Annotated in this window: 19 protein-coding genes; 7 read left to right on the top strand and 12 right to left on the bottom strand. The window is 41.6% G+C overall.

The window, feature by feature from the left end; all coding sequences use genetic code 11:
• Window position 1: 1 nt before the first annotated feature.
• From fliO to C5471_RS08815, 6 genes are all read left to right on the top strand, one after another.
• On the top strand, window positions 2-454 hold the full coding sequence (gene fliO, locus C5471_RS08840; RefSeq protein ID WP_133815872.1) for a flagellar biosynthetic protein FliO: 453 nt from the start codon (window positions 2-4) through the stop codon (window positions 452-454).
• A 49-nt stretch (window positions 455-503) separates the two neighbouring features.
• Window positions 504-1220: a flagellar type III secretion system pore protein FliP gene (gene fliP / locus C5471_RS08835; protein ID WP_133815994.1), complete on the top strand. Its 717-nt coding sequence runs from the start codon at window positions 504-506 to the stop codon at window positions 1218-1220.
• A 20-nt stretch (window positions 1221-1240) separates the two neighbouring features.
• Window positions 1241-1510 carry a flagellar biosynthesis protein FliQ gene (gene fliQ, locus C5471_RS08830; protein ID WP_133815873.1) on the top strand — a complete coding sequence of 90 codons (270 nt, stop codon included), beginning with the start codon at window positions 1241-1243 and terminating at the stop codon, window positions 1508-1510.
• 2 nt (window positions 1511-1512) lie between these two features.
• The gene (gene fliR, locus C5471_RS08825) at window positions 1513-2295 is read left to right on the top strand and encodes a flagellar biosynthetic protein FliR (RefSeq protein WP_133815874.1); all 783 of its coding nucleotides are present in this window, start codon (window positions 1513-1515) and stop codon (window positions 2293-2295) included.
• A gap of 318 nt (window positions 2296-2613) precedes the next feature.
• Complete coding sequence (locus tag C5471_RS08820; protein ID WP_133815875.1) at window positions 2614-3021, top strand: cytidine deaminase; 408 nt, start codon at window positions 2614-2616, stop codon at window positions 3019-3021.
• Window positions 3022-3410: 389 nt separating this feature from the next.
• Window positions 3411-4715 (top strand): phage tail protein, encoded by a 1305-nt coding sequence (locus C5471_RS08815; protein WP_166295798.1) that lies wholly within the window; start codon window positions 3411-3413, stop codon window positions 4713-4715.
• A 27-nt stretch (window positions 4716-4742) separates the two neighbouring features.
• On the opposite strand, the gene C5471_RS08810 is transcribed toward C5471_RS08815, so the two are convergent.
• The 3 genes from C5471_RS08810 to C5471_RS08800 all read right to left on the bottom strand — a co-directional run bounded on the left by C5471_RS08810 (window position 4743) and on the right by C5471_RS08800 (window position 6626).
• The gene (locus tag C5471_RS08810) at window positions 4743-5468 is read right to left on the bottom strand and encodes a phage tail fiber protein (RefSeq protein ID WP_166295795.1); all 726 of its coding nucleotides are present in this window, start codon (window positions 5466-5468) and stop codon (window positions 4743-4745) included.
• A 378-nt stretch (window positions 5469-5846) separates the two neighbouring features.
• Window positions 5847-6254 carry a type II toxin-antitoxin system HicB family antitoxin gene (locus tag C5471_RS08805; RefSeq protein WP_133815879.1) on the bottom strand — a complete coding sequence of 136 codons (408 nt, stop codon included), beginning with the start codon at window positions 6252-6254 and terminating at the stop codon, window positions 5847-5849.
• Between the two features lie 84 nt (window positions 6255-6338).
• Entirely contained in the window at window positions 6339-6626 is a 288-nt protein-coding gene (locus C5471_RS08800) for a hypothetical protein (RefSeq protein WP_133815880.1), read from the bottom strand.
• A 128-nt stretch (window positions 6627-6754) separates the two neighbouring features.
• Between C5471_RS08800 and C5471_RS08795 the strand changes: the two genes are divergently transcribed.
• Entirely contained in the window at window positions 6755-6964 is a 210-nt protein-coding gene (locus C5471_RS08795) for a hypothetical protein (RefSeq protein WP_207627265.1), read from the top strand.
• 151 nt (window positions 6965-7115) lie between these two features.
• Here the strand turns inward: C5471_RS08795 and C5471_RS08790 are convergent, their stop codons facing one another.
• The 9 genes from C5471_RS08790 to C5471_RS08750 form a co-directional block, all read right to left on the bottom strand.
• On the bottom strand, window positions 7116-7526 hold the full coding sequence (locus tag C5471_RS08790) for a hypothetical protein (protein ID WP_133815881.1): 411 nt from the start codon (window positions 7524-7526) through the stop codon (window positions 7116-7118).
• Window positions 7527-7531: 5 nt separating this feature from the next.
• Window positions 7532-8068 carry a LemA family protein gene (locus C5471_RS08785; protein WP_133815882.1) on the bottom strand — a complete coding sequence of 179 codons (537 nt, stop codon included), beginning with the start codon at window positions 8066-8068 and terminating at the stop codon, window positions 7532-7534.
• Window positions 8069-8079: 11 nt separating this feature from the next.
• Entirely contained in the window at window positions 8080-9183 is a 1104-nt protein-coding gene (locus C5471_RS08780; protein ID WP_133815883.1) for a hypothetical protein, read from the bottom strand.
• Window positions 9161-9718 (bottom strand): LemA family protein, encoded by a 558-nt coding sequence (locus C5471_RS08775; protein WP_133815884.1) that lies wholly within the window; start codon window positions 9716-9718, stop codon window positions 9161-9163. Before C5471_RS08775 ends, C5471_RS08780 begins: the two co-directional genes overlap by 23 nt.
• A 275-nt stretch (window positions 9719-9993) precedes the next feature.
• Window positions 9994-10959, bottom strand: coding sequence for a flagellar hook-associated protein FlgL (gene flgL / locus C5471_RS08770; RefSeq protein ID WP_133815885.1), 966 nt, complete (start codon window positions 10957-10959; stop codon window positions 9994-9996).
• A 77-nt stretch (window positions 10960-11036) separates the two neighbouring features.
• A complete protein-coding gene (flgK, locus tag C5471_RS08765; protein ID WP_133815886.1) occupies window positions 11037-12680 on the bottom strand; it encodes a flagellar hook-associated protein FlgK in 1644 nt (547 codons plus the stop codon).
• Between the two features lie 130 nt (window positions 12681-12810).
• Window positions 12811-13752, bottom strand: a complete 942-nt coding sequence (gene flgJ / locus C5471_RS08760) for a flagellar assembly peptidoglycan hydrolase FlgJ (RefSeq protein ID WP_133815887.1) — start codon at window positions 13750-13752, stop codon at window positions 12811-12813.
• Window positions 13752-14861, bottom strand: coding sequence for a flagellar basal body P-ring protein FlgI (locus C5471_RS08755; RefSeq protein ID WP_133815888.1), 1110 nt, complete (start codon window positions 14859-14861; stop codon window positions 13752-13754). The genes flgJ and C5471_RS08755 overlap by 1 nt, the downstream gene beginning before the upstream one ends.
• Window positions 14862-14873: 12 nt before the next feature.
• On the bottom strand, window positions 14874-15626 hold the full coding sequence (locus C5471_RS08750) for a flagellar basal body L-ring protein FlgH (RefSeq protein ID WP_133815889.1): 753 nt from the start codon (window positions 15624-15626) through the stop codon (window positions 14874-14876).
• Window positions 15627-15653 lie beyond the last annotated feature (27 nt).

Here is a 15653-nt window from a genome sequence, read left to right as displayed (position 1 = left end):
TATGGCTTTCCAGCCTTCTCTTCATCATGGCGCGGCAGAACCTGTCGCGCAAACCCAGGCGGTTGCTCAGGTAGCCACCTCTGCGCCACTTCCCGCAGGTCAGACACTGATGCAGATCAGCAGTGCATTGGCGGGTGTTCTGCTATTGATTTTCGCTCTCACCTGGCTAATACGTCGTATGGGGCTGGTTTCCGGCAAAGGAAAAACCCAGCAACACCTGAGTATCAAAGCCAGTTGCTCACTTGGACAACGTGAACGTGTCGTCATCGTGGAGGTTGAAAATAACTGGTTAGTATTAGGTGTTACCGCCCAGCAAATTAATTTGTTACACCAGATGCCAACACCTGAATCCAGCGGTGATAACCTCGAAGGACAACCCATAAAACCGGCACTGTTTGGTCAGATTTTAAAAAATACCCTGATGCGACAAGGCAAGGCCGATGAAAAAAAGTAGTGCTTTCTTTATGACGAGCAGTAAATTCCCATTATCATGCCGCCTGGCAATGGCACTCACCGCGCTGATATTACCCGTGGATGTCGCGGCACAACTGCCAGGGATTATCAGCCAACCGCTGGCCAATGGTGGACAAAGCTGGTCCCTGCCGGTTCAGACTTTAGTTTTTATTACCGCGCTGGGTTTTATTCCTGCAGCTTTACTCATGATGACCAGTTTTACTCGCATTATTATTGTGTTGGGTTTACTGCGTAATGCATTAGGCACCCCATCTGCTCCGCCCAATCAGGTTTTACTGGGGCTGACGCTATTTATGACATTTTTTATTATGTCACCGGTTTTCGATAAAGTTTATCAAGATGCTTATCTGCCTTTTAGTGAAGATAAAATCAGCCTGGAAGCCGCTTTAGAAAATGGAGCCAAACCATTACGGCAATTTATGTTACGTCAGACAAGGGAAAACGATTTAGCGTTGTTTGCCCGTCTTGCTGACCAGCCCCCTTTTGAAACAGCAGACTCAGTTCCTATGCGGGTACTGATGCCAGCATTTATTACCAGTGAGCTCAAAACCGCATTCCAGATTGGTTTTACCCTGTTCATCCCATTTCTGATTATCGACCTGGTTGTCGCCAGCGTTTTGATGGCGCTGGGGATGATGATGGTGCCACCCGCGACAATCTCATTGCCCTTTAAACTTATGTTGTTTGTATTGGTTGATGGTTGGCAATTACTCCTAGGCTCTCTGGCACAGAGTTTCTATGGTTGACCTGAAAAGAGACAAGAATTATGACACCTGAATCGGTAATGGCATTGGGCACAGAAGCAATGAAAGTCGCACTGGCGCTGGCTGCACCGCTGCTTTTATCTGCTTTATTATGCGGTTTAATTGTCAGCTTATTACAAGCCGCGACACAGGTTAACGAAATGACGCTGTCATTTATCCCCAAAATTCTGGCGGTATTTGTCACTACAGTTATCGCCGGTCCCTGGATGCTCAATCTATTTCTGGACTACATGCGTCAACTCTACAGCAGCATACCCGTGATAATCGGCTGACTATGATCTCTTTTGACAGTGAAATGCTGATTCAGTTTATCAGTGAATTTTTCTGGCCACTGGTCCGGGTGCTTGCGCTGTTCAGTACAGCGCCATTATTCAGTGAAAAACAGGCCCCAAAAAAAGTTCGGATCGGGTTGGCGGTGATGGTAACGCTGCTCTTAATGCCAAACCTACAACCCGCGCAAGTGCCTATTTTCTCTGTTGCCGGATTTTGGGTGATGATCCAGCAAATCCTGATTGGCACATCACTCGGCCTTACCATGCAAATTGCCTTTGCTGCGGTACGTCATGCTGGTGAAATCATTGGTTTACAGATGGGGCTTTCATTCGCGACCTTTTTTGATCCCTCCGGCGGCCCCAATATGCCCATTCTGGCGCGGATCTTTAACCTTCTGACTTTACTGCTATTTCTGGCTTTTGACGGTCATCTGTGGCTATTATCCGTTCTGGCAGATACATTCCAGGTTATACCAATACAACCATTGCAGCTTAGTGCTCAAGGGTTTTGGCTCCTAGCACAAAGCGCCAGCATGATATTTATCAACGGTCTGATGTTGGCTCTGCCATTAATCACCCTGCTATTAACGCTGAATTTCTCATTGGGGATCTTAAACCGCATGACACCACAACTCTCCATCTTTGTGGTCGGTTTTCCACTAACGCTTACTACCGGTATCTTGGTACTAACGCTTTTAATCCCGATGCTGGCACCATTTTCTGAACGTATGTTCAGTGAATTGTTTAATCGACTGGCGGTAATTATTAGTGGGATGGTTATTTAAAGTTATTTTCAAACTAAAATCGAACTGAAAAACCCATAAGTATTATATACTATATAAATCATACTGTTTAATGTTATAAAATTTTATCTCTAAATAAGAGAAAAGCGCATTTTAGCATTTTAGCATTTTAGCATTTTAGCATTTTAGCATTTTAGCATTTTAGCATTTTAGCATTTTAGCATTTTAGCATTTTAGCATTTTAGCATTTTAGCATTTTAGCAATATAAAATATTTTTAATAACAGCTAAAATCTTATTTCCAAAGATATTATTAACATAGAAAAATAAAATAGGCTAATAGTGCAGGAGCAGTAAGTTAATGAATATAGAACAAGAGTTATATAACGCCGCAGTTAACTTAATTGAAAAACGATACCCCAAAGGATGGGGTGGTGCAGCCGCAGTACGGACAGAATCAGGCAAGATTTTAACCAGCATTGCACCTGATACCAAAAATGACGCATTATCTCTTTGTATGGAAGTGGGTGCCTATTTGGAAGCACATAAGCTGAATGAAGCGGTAACACACTCTTTATGTCTCTGCCGTGAAGATACAGGTTGTGAATATACCATTTTGACACCGTGCGGAATATGCCAAGAATATCTGGTTCATTGGGGTGGTTCAGTAAAGGCAGCGGTAACTAATGAGAAAAATGAGTTGTTATTTAAAACAATTCGTGAATTGCAACCTTATCATTGGTCAACAGTTAATGGAGAAACGCTCTAATCTTTGTGATTTATGTTAGTTCAGTTATTTTCTTTTATTTCTAAATATTCCTGATAGTTAATACTCAGTACCACAGCTGTATTTTCTTTTTTCAACAAAATAGACACTCATCTAAAAGCTTAATTAATTCGGACTCTAAGCGTTTTAACTATCAAAAAAAGTGTAGATTTCGCTATAGCACTAAATATCTTGGGTATATTTTGATTGCAAAATATCAGGTTATTTATTACCACTAATTACACAAAAATAGTTAACCATCTGAGTTATAAGAATATTTCATTATTCCTTTTGTGAACTAAACTATGATTTAAGCGAATTATGATAAATCATCTGTACAATAATTCAATATGTTGCTTATGAAATAATATTATCTAATTTAAGGAAAAAACATGAGTCTCAAGCCCCAGAATGATTTTAAAGCCTTTTCTATCAGTAATAATGCAAATGTAGTGAGTCAAGAAAGATATGAAGAAAGTCGGAATTTAAAAACTGGGTTTCCACCAGATAATGTCACTACTCATGAATTAAATAAGGTGTTACGTCAGTCGTCCACGATATCCTCTGTTGTAGCTAATTTTATCGCAACACACTCCGGAGGAGATGACGTTCTGGATGATGGCGATATAGCTAAACTCACCGCCCAATTAAATAGAGCGTTAGAGAAAAAAATCACAACAGAAATTCCCAGTACCTCATTAACACAAAAAGGAATTGTTCAACTCACTGACCAGACAGGCAATAGTGACACACTCGCGGTAACGCAGAAGTTGGCTTCCGATATAAATGATAATGCTAATAATAAACTGGCAAAAGACCGAAACGGCGCAGATATTCCTGATAAAAATGAGTTTGTGAAAAACCTCGGTTTAGTGGAAACGGTGACTAAGGCTAAGAATGCCGTGTCAACTAATGACTTTAATTCATTGAAAACAGTGGTTGATGGGAAAGCAAACGGGGTAGACTTAACAAGAAAAATGGATGTCGGGGCCTTTGGGCTGGGAGGAGCACCGATTGAGTTAGCTCCAGCCCAAGCATTAGCAAGTTTGGCGGGAACAAATGGGTTTTATGCAAGAGGTTCAGTTCCGTTACCGCCCGACAACCCAGAGAGCAGAGCAATGAAATATATGAATATAGGAAGCAAAGCTTGGTCTACTCAGCTAGCTTTTAGTGCATATGAAAATATCATCTATATACGATCAGCAAAAACTGATGGCGTCTCATGGAATAACTGGGAATATGTTTGGACAGGATCTACTGCAATACCCGATGCTAATGGATTCCTAAAAAAATCCTCCCCTATCGTTGAAATCTACCCCGATGGCACATTCACAACGAACGACGAATCTGAGGGGGCAGAAGTTACAAAAGAGGCAACAGGCACCTACCGCATATCAAATATTTCCGGTTACAACGTAGATAAGGGATGGGGCGTACAGGGTGGTATCTCAGCACCGAAGGATAATAACGGGTTAGAGCTGATTTTTGTCGATGACAGAGTTCAATGTGACGGCTCTATCATTATTGAAACCTTCCACCGTCAACACTCGCATTTACCAGAAAGATTCCAGAACTGGAGACTTAAATCTATTGATGACAACGGGGGAAGAGTATTTTACAAAGACGGAGAACCTTGCGATATTCCCGAGCATTGTCGCTTAGATGTTCGTGTCCAGATGCCAGCTGACTCAATTTAGAATCAGCGGCAACCGGCAGCAGAGGAGTTAAGTCGATAACTTCTCATCATCAGCGCCAGGCATTTGCACACGGACTGATACGAACCTTCCGAGAGGAATATCAATCAAATCACCGTTAGCGTAGCCCTCTCTCATATTTTTAGCAAATACTGGCGCGTCTGGATGCTCACGATGGTATGTCATCAATTTGATGGCACCATCTTGCATAACTTCGTAATCAACCCAAATCAGCGGCAATTTATTCTTACACAACGGTATTTCAATTCCGCCATCTATGCCACCCCATGCCGCATCTGCATTAAATCCGAGGGTACCGCTGACGAGATAGACACCCTCTGAAAGTCTCTCGACTGTTGCACCTTTTGACTCGTCGTTCGTTGTGAATGTGCCATCTGAGTGAATTTCTACTATGGGTGAGGATTTCTTAAGGAATCCATTAGCATCAGCAATGCAGTTTCTACCAAAAACCAACACTTGATTACCGTTTGCTTCAATTTGCCCACTACCAGAAACTGTTAACACTCGTTTCCTATTGATATCTACTGCATATCCGAGTGTATCCCTGCCGATGCCGCGAATTATCCCGGTTCTGACGTCATTGTCATACCAATTGTAATGAGAATAAGAAACAAGGTTTCCTGAGGGTAATCCGCCGCCCGACGACACAAGCATCACAGCATTACGTTCTACGGGAATTGTTTCAACATGTTTAAAGCTAAAAAATCCCGGATAATTTCCCCCCGTTGCTGACACGGCATTCTTAGCCTTAGTCACCGTTTCCACTAAACCGAGGTTTTATATAACCATCAACTGACGCCAATCTTTAGTTACGAAGCATTTAAACAGTATGGAATAGTGTCAAAATCAGATTCATCTGTATGTCAATTAATGACCAAAATGACGATTTACTGTGAAAAGCAGTAATGTGATGAAATTATAAGCGAAAAAATAAAGCCGACTAGTTCCGGCTTCATCCTCAACCCTACCCCCAAGGCGGGATTCTACTTTTGTATGGAAGCAGGCACCTATTTGAAAGCACATAAGCTGAATGAAGCGGTAACACACTCTGACTTGAAGATGCAAAGCCAGAATCCCGCCTGTATAAAGAAAGGCCACCGCAGTGGCCTAATATCACCTGTGAGCAATTTCTTTTCTTGCCAACTCAGCGAGAAACGCAGAGCGGTTTTTATATCGTCCGCTTTTCTCAATGTAGCGATCAATCGCGGTAATGAGATTACCCGGCATTGTTAAATTGAATTTGACCGCCTTGGTTTCGTACTTACTTGGGTCGATTTCTACAAATGCAAGATAGCCAGAATCCTGGATTAATCGTTCATCACCTAAATAAGAAGTGGGGTCCGTAGGTGCTGGCACATGTTCACCGCGCTCGGTTAATACCTCCATGTGAGCACCAAAGGCGAACTCAGCATCTCGAACAGCCTCTTCAAGGGTATCCCCTGCGAAAAAACACCCAGTTACATCAGGAAAGTAACCATCAATACCGCTGTCATTCTTAAAAACGAATATGGGATAAATCATTTGCACCTCATTAGCTAACATATGATGAGTAGCGCTGTAAGGGAGCAGCTAACGCGGCACTTTCGCTTTCTTCTTAAGCAAAGCTCAGATTAAATTACGAAAGATTAATATTATAGTAATACCTAAAACAATATAAATAATTATAGGTATGCCCATAGCAAAAGCACCGACAAGGACAAAATCATAGTAGAAACTTGCATATTCTCTTACTATCCAAAGATTTATAGAACATTCCGTTACTTCCATACTCCCTTCGTTCCATCCGTGACAATTCATCATAGATATAACGGGCAGAATAAATATTATAAAAAAAATGATAAATGTAATAATATTTTTCTTATTTAAAATTTTATTAAGTATTTTTAATCGCATGGTACACCTTAATAGCTTTTTGAAATAATAATCTGGACTTCTCGTAAGAATCTATGAAAGGAAAGCTTGAGGTGTGATTAGATCTTTTACAACACATTTAATACTCAAATGCAAGATCACTTTTCGAATTGGCTGGAAGAAATGGATATTTTGAAGGCTATCGTGCCATTGGAACAAATTATTTAAATGGAATTGGTGTAAATCAAAGCCTTAAGGTAAAGAAATATTATAGCAAAGGGAGTAAATTTGGATGTCATGAATGTGCATTTCTTATTAAGAACTGGAATGATGTTATTAAATTAAAAAAATCAGATCAGAATAGTAAATTTATAGTTTGAGTTAACTTGTTAGTATTTATAGTGTTAAAAATGGAATAAACCATATCACCAATACAGTTTATTCCATAAAGCATTGTCAAACTCTGCTTCAGAGCAACATCCTATTTTTTACGAGGATATTTCGTATATACTCTTTGAGCACCTCATATGTTTATTTCTTCCGCTTTCTTTTCTTTTTCTTGGTATTATTTTTTCCTTCTATTTCCAAATGTCTCTGACGTATGGTGCCATACTGTCCAGCCAGTTTAAATACGGCTTCTTTATTAATAAACCAAAAAGATAAACAGGCCGTCTGGACAATAATCAAAATCCAGAACAATCGGATAATATCTATTGCAAAGGTTAAATAAAAGACAATGACACAGAGTAAATTAACAAAAACAGAGGTTAATAGATTGATAACCAGTGTCTGAATAACCCGGCTAATTCCCGGCATTCTAGCAAAGGGAATTAGGCATAACATTACACCCACAGGGCCGAAAATTGCAGTGATGATTAAAATACCCGGATTACTACGGATGGCATCAATAAATCCGAATAAATCAAATGGAATGGTAAACATGAGTTTTATCCTTGCATGGGATTCAGCATTGGACTAGGTTTATATCTTAATATCCGGGCGAAAATTATATTAGGAAACTGCCGGATCCCGGTATTGTACAGGGTAACGCTTTCATTAAAGAACTCACGTCTGTCTGCAATTTGATTTTCCAGTAAAGTGATCCGCGCTTGCAAATGTTGAAAAGGTGGCTGACTGATTAGGGCCGGATAATTTTTTACAAGCATCAGAAATGACAACAACTGATGTGCTAATGTATTACCCATTCTCACCTTTTCATCGGTTATTTTTGCACCTGAGTAGTTTTTCCTGACTTCTGATAGTTGCAGAAAGAACGATTTTTCATGGGCCATTGCTTGTTCTGTTATTGTGATAAGCTGTGGAATTAAATCAACCTGTTTTTTTAGTAAAACATCAATATTGGCAAACGCTTTATCCCGGTATCTTTTTAACATAACGATTTTATTAAAAACTCCTACGAGGTAACGAACCGCAATAATCAGAATGACGGCCAGAATAAGAAAAGTGAGAAAATATTCACCCATTGCTGTTATCTCTAAAATAACCATTTCAATAACGGAGATTCACGATAAAAAACCGTTAAATGATGAGACTGATATTCATAAGGAACGGTCAGCATAAAGGTAATCAGGATCGCTACACTAATGACAGTAATTACAAGATTACGGCGCATTGGTGCAACTTCATTCCAGGTACCCAAATATCCCTTGGAGGCAATCCCCAGTAATCTGTGAGGAGCAACCTGAGTAATAACAACTTGATCGTCTTTTTCAATAGCTGTGCCAATAATTAAATACTTTTCATCTGGAAATAACAAGTACTCTTGGTAAGAAACGGAATCGGTTTCATAATTCTGATAAGAAGAGAATTTCACAAATGTCAGCGTTTCTGGTGTTGCATCAATACAGACTGATCCTGAATCATCGGTTAAAGTGAACTGACAGATTTTTTCTTCCGAATGACGCAAAGAATAACGTTTATCTCCTTTTGAATCTTTTCTGACATCATATTCATAATAACGATAACCATAGCATAGCTTTTTACTCAGAGGACTTTTAAAGTGAGTTCCCTCTGTTATTTTTCCTTCTATTTCTACCAAGCCCATAGCAATTGAACGGATTTTCGATGTGGGCAAAATCTGCTGAAATTTAAGGAATTTTTTTTCCGGTGTTGTTTTCAAACCGCTATAGATAAATAGTAGTAAAAATAAGCCAAATAAAGCATTGGGTGAAACAAAAAAAGCAATCAGAATAATGACAATAGCCGCCGAGCCTAAAATCACGTCCCAAGTTGCCTTGCTGGCAGATTTACCAGACTGCCGGGCTTGTCTATAATGCTCTACCAAGTTTTTCCCAAACGAAATGACGTTTATTAGAGTCATCATGGCAAAGATAAGAAGAAAGGCACCCAAAAATATATAGAAAAAATGTTTGAGGGGCTCATCAAAATAAAAAAACGTGCTGGTAATGATCAATCCGATTAAAGGAACGGAAAGCCAGTGAAGGTGTTTAAATCCCACGACTTTTTTTAAAAGGAAGTAGATGATAAAGATTAATGCGCAGGAAAAAACAAAAATAAAAGTAAAAAATACCATAGTCGTCATAGGGTTTATCATCTTATTTAAACTTGATACCGTCATAGGCTTTTTCTTCCTGACAGATTTCTAATAAAGGTAGCCTCTGATAATGAAACATACGGGCAAAAATCAGATCAGGAAATAGATAAATCGCCGTATTATACTCCGTGACTGCATCATTAAACATTTCGCGGCGATGAGAAATTTTATTTTCTAGATCCGTCACCGCTGTCTGCAATTGTGAAAATTGGGAACCTGAGATCAGTGTCGGATAGTTTTCAGCTACGGCCAGTACAGACCGGAATGCATTGTTCATTTCATTGGAGGCTTTGATTTTATCTGTGAGGGTATCGGCATTAAGATATACCTGCCGTGCATCACTCAACCGAGTAAAAATATCACGTTCATGTTCCATAGACTTTTCCAGCACGGTCACAAGCTGCGGGATCTGTTCTGCACGCTGTTTTAAAATAACATCGATATTGGCAAATGTATTGCTTGTCTGCTCTTTTAGGGCAACCAGACGGTTATAAATTGTGATCCCCCAGCCGATAAGCCCTACAGTAATGAGAGAGATAATAATAGTAGTTATTGTCATCTTTTTCTCCACGAAAATCGGTTATATTTATTATTAAGTCATGCCCTCCCTGCTGACTGGCGTAGCACCAAGGAGAGATTCCACTTTGTTTAATCTGCCATAATCATTTAAAAATGAGAATGCAGAAATGTTAAGAATTTTATATCAAGGACAGATTTAATTCAATAAATGTAACTTTTTAAAAGGAGAGTTGATATCTGTGATACGCATAATGGAAAAGAATCGCTGGCCTAACCCAGCGATTAATTAGCAAAAAAATGAGCAGAAAAATAGAATTAACGAAATATCTCAAACAACGACATGCCTTTCATATCTGTAAATGTCTTATATGATGCCTGAAGTGTAGCTTGTTGCTGATAATAATTAGAAATCGTCGAGTTCCATTCCACATCGAGCAGCTCACTCAAACGGCTTTTATTTGCCAGACTACGTTCTGCGCCCAAGCTGTCTAGTTCTCCAATTTCTCTCAGTTGTAAACCCAATACTGATTCCACAGAAGAGATATTATTCAGCGCATTACGGGCACCACGGCTTGCCTTATTCAGCAATTCTAATGCATCATCACGGGTTTCTTGATCTGTCCCCTGAAGTGGCGTTCTCAATGACTGAATCGCCAGGTTTATGGCTTTGAATATATCAGATTCACTGGGGCTACCATCCGGCTCTTTTACCGGGTTACTGGTAGTAGAAAGAAATACTTGTTCCCCAGTATGCCCGATAATCATAGAACGGTTGCTATCCACTTTTTGAGTCACTTCCTCATAGCCACCGTTGTAACTGACGACACCACTTTTACTCTCATCAAAAGGTTTCACATCCGTTTTATAGCCGGAAAAAATATAGCGGCCATTACCATCAGTCGAATTACCCAGATTAACCAGCTGTTCTTTAAAACCTTCCAATTGAATAGCCAGTGAGTTGCGGTCTTCATCACTCAAGATACCGTTTACTGTGGCGACAAGGCTTTCATGCACATTTTGTACGACACCAACAGCTTTGGATACGACGCTTAATTGCATAGAAATCGCGTTCTTGGCAAATGAACGGGCAGTCATATATTGCTGATTCTGAGATTCGGCCTGAGCAACCATGATCCCTTGAGATGCCGCCATCGGATCGTCAGATGGATTTATCACTCTTTGACCACTGGATAATTGTGCTCCCTGCTGCATCCATTTTGACTGGGCCAAAGTGATACCAATCATTTTCTGTTCATACAATATATTGGTACTTACACGCATGATATCTTTCCTTTCAAGTATTCAGCTAAACGCCCAGGAGGATATCCGGGTATCCTCAGACTATTTTTAATCCACGTTTATCCGCGACGGAGATCTAAAATGGCATTAAACAGTGTTGTAGCTGTCTGGATCACTTGTGCGTTAGCCAGATAATATTGCTGCAAACTCTGCAACGCACCGTACTCTTCATCTATGTTGACACCAGAAACAGATTGCTGTTCTGCATAAAGCTGCTTAGTAATATTGTTCTGAGTTTCTAAATCAACATTGGCAGTGCTGGTCTGGTTACCAATAGTACTGACCATAGAAGCATAAGCACCGGAAAATGAGGCTTTACCATCGACCAATTTTTTGCTTTGCAATTCAGCGAGTTTTTTTACATTGACGTTATCACTTGGCCCGGAGTCTTTAGTGCCGGCGGCAGCAAATTGAGACGCATCAACATTAACTTCCATGCCGCCAATAGCACCGCTGACCGCTCTTAAGGTATATTGGTCATTCTCTATTGCGTTCGTTGAATTAATCTCAACTTTTAGTCCATCAAATTCCAGTGTATTACCCGTCACTTTGGCAGAAATATCCACCTTATCAGAGGCTCGTTGGATTTTCCAATTAGCGCCATCATAGCTAATGTGATAATCACTGGCTTTTACCTCTGAAGTATTTGAATATTCCACTTTGAAATCGGCAGAACCTTTATTTTTGCTGTTGGAAATAACATCCGGGTTATTAAAGGTGAAGAAATCTTTACCCGGTTCACCTTTCAAATCAAAACCAGAACGATGAACCTGATTAAATTGATCGCCTAATACCAATGCTAATTGGTTTAGCTGATTACGGGAATTATCCAGGACTTCACTACGTGCCCGGAATATGCCACCCAATTTACCTTGATTAATGAATTTCTCATTAATTTCAACAACGTCACCAAAACCACGCTCATAACCCAACGTGATACGGCTACTATTTGTATTAGATGAAACAGCATCTACCTTATATGCCGTTGTTCCCTGAACCAGTGTCAACCCACCCGCAAAAGTCACATTATAAGAATCACCATCTTGCTGAGTAACACTCACGCCGACCAGCTTATTCAGATCATTGACCAATTCATCCCGCTGATCCAGTAATGCATTTGGTTCAGCACTACTACCGCCCTTCATTCGGGTAATTTCACCATTCAGTTTGGCAATTTGCTGGGCAACGTCATTGATAGACTCAACAGTGCTAGTGATCCCCTTATTGATATTATTTTCCGTATTACGCAGGAAGGTATCTGCACTTTTCAATTGGTTTACCAGCCCCTTCGCCGTACCAATGGTTGTCGTTCTAGCTGCATCGTCTTCTGCATTACTGATAACATTGCGTAAACTGGTAAAGAAGTCATCAATGGTGTTTGAAAGATTATTCGCCTTATCTGCCAGCAAATTATCAATCTTGGAAATTTGCTGCGAATAAGCGATCAATCCACTTTGTTTTTCCTGAGCAGCAGAAAGCTGATTATTAATGAATTCATTATATTGACGGTTAATACTGGTAACAGTAACACCATTTCCCATAAAGCCAATGGATGTCATCGTACCACCATTTTGATTTATCACTGTTGATTGCCGGTTATAACCGGAAACACGGGATTTTGTGAGGTTATTACTCACTGTTCCCAGAGCAATCTGAGCCGCCTGAAGGCCACTCATCGCGGTGTTAATAAGACTGTTGGACATGAATAGATCCTTTTGCGTTTTCGTTATATCTCCGCTGGTGGCGGCAAACAACCCTTCAGATAGGTAAAAACAGCGTCTGAACTGTTATAATTTATCGGCTAACCTCAATAAAACTTGAGCAAAATGTGGATCAGAACAGTTCACTCAAATCGTGGGTATACGCTTTTACCGCCTGCTCTCCAGCGCCTTTCAACTGTTGAATAACAGAGACCAGTTTTTTCGCATAGCCGGGATCGGTTGCATAACCCGCCTGTTGCAGAGAATAAGCCCCCTGCTCCGGCGTAACCGAACTGGCAACGCTGGCGTAACGGGGGCTTTCTGTCAGTAACTTGACGTAATCTGTAATTGCTTCCACGTAAGAACCATAAACACGGAAGTTATCCTTCATTTTTTGTGGTTCGCCGTTAATATATTCGGTGGTCAGGATATTGGTTACCGGCCCTTTCCAGCTTTTACCCGCTTTAATACCAAACAGATTATGGCTTGGCTTACCATCGGCAGTCATGATTTCTCTTTGCCCCCAACCAGACTCCAACGCGGCCTGAGCGATAATCAGCAAATGAGGAATACCACTGCGTTGGCTAGCGATTTGCGCGGGAACAGAGAGCGTAGAAACAAAGTTGGTACTGTTCAGGGGGAGTGGCTTAGGTGCAGCCGCAGGTTTCGGCACCGTCCGGCGGATAAATTGCTCAAGCGCCTGTCTTGGCAATGTTTGCAAAATTTCGTTATCCAGTGTCATGGGCACTTTCCCAGCCATTTCACTCGGCGCGGTATTGGCGTTAGAAAGCTGCTTTAGCATCATATCGGCAAAACCCAGCCCCTTCTGCGACATATTCTGGGCAATTTGCTGATCGTACATCGAAGTATAAAGGCGTGTCTGTTCACTGTTTAGCATGCCATCTTTAGGCAGAGCCGAACGCATACTTTTCAGCATCATCTCAACAAAGATACCTTCAACTTGTTGGGCTACTTGTCGTAGCCCTTGTTGTGGATCTTTTGCCAGACTGGATTTCAGCGCATTAACCGACTGTACGTCATAAGCAGCACCGGACAGGATTGAAAAATCACTCATCAGATGATCTCCAGTTTCGCCCGCAGACAACCCGCACTTTCCATAGCCTGTAAGATTGACATCAAATCATTAGGTGTAGCCCCCAATGCATTCAGCGCTTGAACAACACTATTCAAACTCGCGCTGGCATTAACCTTCTGCAACGCACCACCCTGTTCACGGACAGCCACACTGGGATTACGGGTGACCACGGTCGCGCCACCTGCAAATGGGGTATTTGGCTGATTAACAACAACCTGATTATCAACAGTAACAGAAAGATTTCCCTGAGCAACGGCACAACTATCCAGCATAACGTTACGATTCATCACCACCGAACCGGTGCGGGAGTTAATAATCACTTTGGCGTCACCCACATCAACACGGATAGTCAGATTCTGCACATGAGAAAGGAATTTTACCTGCTCGCTCTTATCCTTCGGCATACTTAATTGCACGGTGCGGGCATCCAATGGCGTTGCTGTCCCCGCTCCGCGCATACGATTGATCACTTCGCTGATTTGCTGTGCCAGGGAAAAATCTTCGTTATTTAACTGAAGATTAAGTATGCCACTCTCACCAAACTGTGTCGGCAATTCACGCTCAATAACTGCACCGTTACTAATCCGGCCCCCCGCCAGCTGATTCACTTTCACACTGCTGCCACCAGAACTGGCACCCGCGCCACCAACCAGAATATTGCCCTGAGCCAGAGCGTATATCTGATTATCAATGCCTTTTAGTGGTGTCATCAGCAAAGTACCGCCACGTAAGCTTTTGGCATTGCCCAGAGAAGAAACCACCACATCAATATTCTGTCCGGTACGGCCAAATGGTGGCAATTTTGCCGTTACCATCACAGCCGCCACGTTTTTCAACTGCATGTTGGTTCCCGGAGGAACCGTAATCCCCAACTGGGATAACATATTGCTTAAACTCTGGGTGGTAAATGGCGTCTGGGTGGTCTGGTCACCGGTCCCATCCAATCCAACAACCAATCCATAACCAATCAACGCATTTTCACGTACCCCTTGAACCGTCGTCAGATCACGGATACGTTCCGCCGATGCTGGAGTTGTCATCAGCGTCAGCAATACAAGAAGAAGGCTGACAGCAAATTGTTTTATCATAACCATCCCCTTTTAAAACGGTGAGACATTCAAGAAGAAACGCTGTAACCAGCCCATGTTCTGCGCTTCATTGATATAACCATTCCCCACATATTCGATGCGGGCATCAGCGACCTGATTAGAGCTGACGGTATTATTGGCATTGATAGTTCGGGGGTTAATCACCCCGGAGAAACGGATAAACTCCGTTCCCTGATTGATGGCAATCTGCTTTTCACCAACAACATGTAAGTTGCCGTTTGCCAGTAACTGATCAACCGTCACGGTAATCGTCCCTTTGAATGTGTTATTGGCATTAGCGCCCCCTTTTCCGCCGAAAGTATTATCACCTTCCATATCCAAATCGGTTTTATCTCCACCCATTAACCCTTTCAGGAAACGGGGAGTCAATGCGGCGGAAAAAGTCGTTTTCCCGTTACGGCTGGCATTGGCAGAAGAGCTTTTACTGGCGCTGACATTTTCTTGCAAGGTAATCGTCAGGGTATCGCCAATATTTCGTGGGCGGCGATCTTCAAATAACGGCTGATAACCATAATAAACAGGCTGCACTACCTGAAAAATGGCACCATTCGGTACTGGCGCGGTTGCCGCGGAAGGTGCCGCGGTTGTGGCTCCCGCAATCAGAGGTTTTTGCGGGATATAGGCACAGCCCGTGAGTGACAATACCGCCAGTGCTATACTGCAACGCCATTTATTTGCCGCATTTTTCCGTAAATTGCGGGACTGACAAACAGTGCTGGTCTCGGCAACAGCCATTGTATCCATCTTCGATACTCTTAATTTATCTCTGAA

The sequence above is a fragment of the Photorhabdus tasmaniensis genome (genome assembly GCF_011189505.1).
Classification (GTDB): domain Bacteria; phylum Pseudomonadota; class Gammaproteobacteria; order Enterobacterales; family Enterobacteriaceae; genus Photorhabdus; species Photorhabdus tasmaniensis.
The sequence above is the reverse complement of the archived record's forward strand: the minus strand, read 5'-3'. Positions and strand labels throughout refer to the sequence as shown.

Excerpts from the sequence above, each read along its gene's own strand:
- flgL (WP_133815885.1), bottom strand. The coding sequence starts at position 10,959 with ATGCGTGTAAGTACCAATATATTGTATGAACAGAAAATGATTGGTATC.
- flgJ (WP_133815887.1), bottom strand. The coding sequence starts at position 13,752 with ATGAGTGATTTTTCAATCCTGTCCGGTGCTGCTTATGACGTACAGTCG.
- C5471_RS08805 (WP_133815879.1), bottom strand. The coding sequence starts at position 6,254 with ATGATTTATCCCATATTCGTTTTTAAGAATGACAGCGGTATTGATGGT.
- C5471_RS08750 (WP_133815889.1), bottom strand. The coding sequence starts at position 15,626 with ATGGATACAATGGCTGTTGCCGAGACCAGCACTGTTTGTCAGTCCCGC.
- flgK (WP_133815886.1), bottom strand. The coding sequence starts at position 12,680 with ATGTCCAACAGTCTTATTAACACCGCGATGAGTGGCCTTCAGGCGGCT.
- C5471_RS08790 (WP_133815881.1), bottom strand. The coding sequence starts at position 7,526 with ATGTTTACCATTCCATTTGATTTATTCGGATTTATTGATGCCATCCGT.
- C5471_RS08785 (WP_133815882.1), bottom strand. The coding sequence starts at position 8,068 with ATGGGTGAATATTTTCTCACTTTTCTTATTCTGGCCGTCATTCTGATT.
- fliP (WP_133815994.1), top strand. The coding sequence starts at position 504 with ATGGCACTCACCGCGCTGATATTACCCGTGGATGTCGCGGCACAACTG.
- fliR (WP_133815874.1), top strand. The coding sequence starts at position 1,513 with ATGATCTCTTTTGACAGTGAAATGCTGATTCAGTTTATCAGTGAATTT.
- C5471_RS08800 (WP_133815880.1), bottom strand. The coding sequence starts at position 6,626 with ATGCGATTAAAAATACTTAATAAAATTTTAAATAAGAAAAATATTATT.
- C5471_RS08755 (WP_133815888.1), bottom strand. The coding sequence starts at position 14,861 with ATGATAAAACAATTTGCTGTCAGCCTTCTTCTTGTATTGCTGACGCTG.
- fliQ (WP_133815873.1), top strand. The coding sequence starts at position 1,241 with ATGACACCTGAATCGGTAATGGCATTGGGCACAGAAGCAATGAAAGTC.
- C5471_RS08820 (WP_133815875.1), top strand. The coding sequence starts at position 2,614 with ATGAATATAGAACAAGAGTTATATAACGCCGCAGTTAACTTAATTGAA.
- C5471_RS08815 (WP_166295798.1), top strand. The coding sequence starts at position 3,411 with ATGAGTCTCAAGCCCCAGAATGATTTTAAAGCCTTTTCTATCAGTAAT.
- C5471_RS08775 (WP_133815884.1), bottom strand. The coding sequence starts at position 9,718 with ATGACAATAACTACTATTATTATCTCTCTCATTACTGTAGGGCTTATC.
- fliO (WP_133815872.1), top strand. The coding sequence starts at position 2 with ATGGCTTTCCAGCCTTCTCTTCATCATGGCGCGGCAGAACCTGTCGCG.
- C5471_RS08780 (WP_133815883.1), bottom strand. The coding sequence starts at position 9,183 with ATGACGGTATCAAGTTTAAATAAGATGATAAACCCTATGACGACTATG.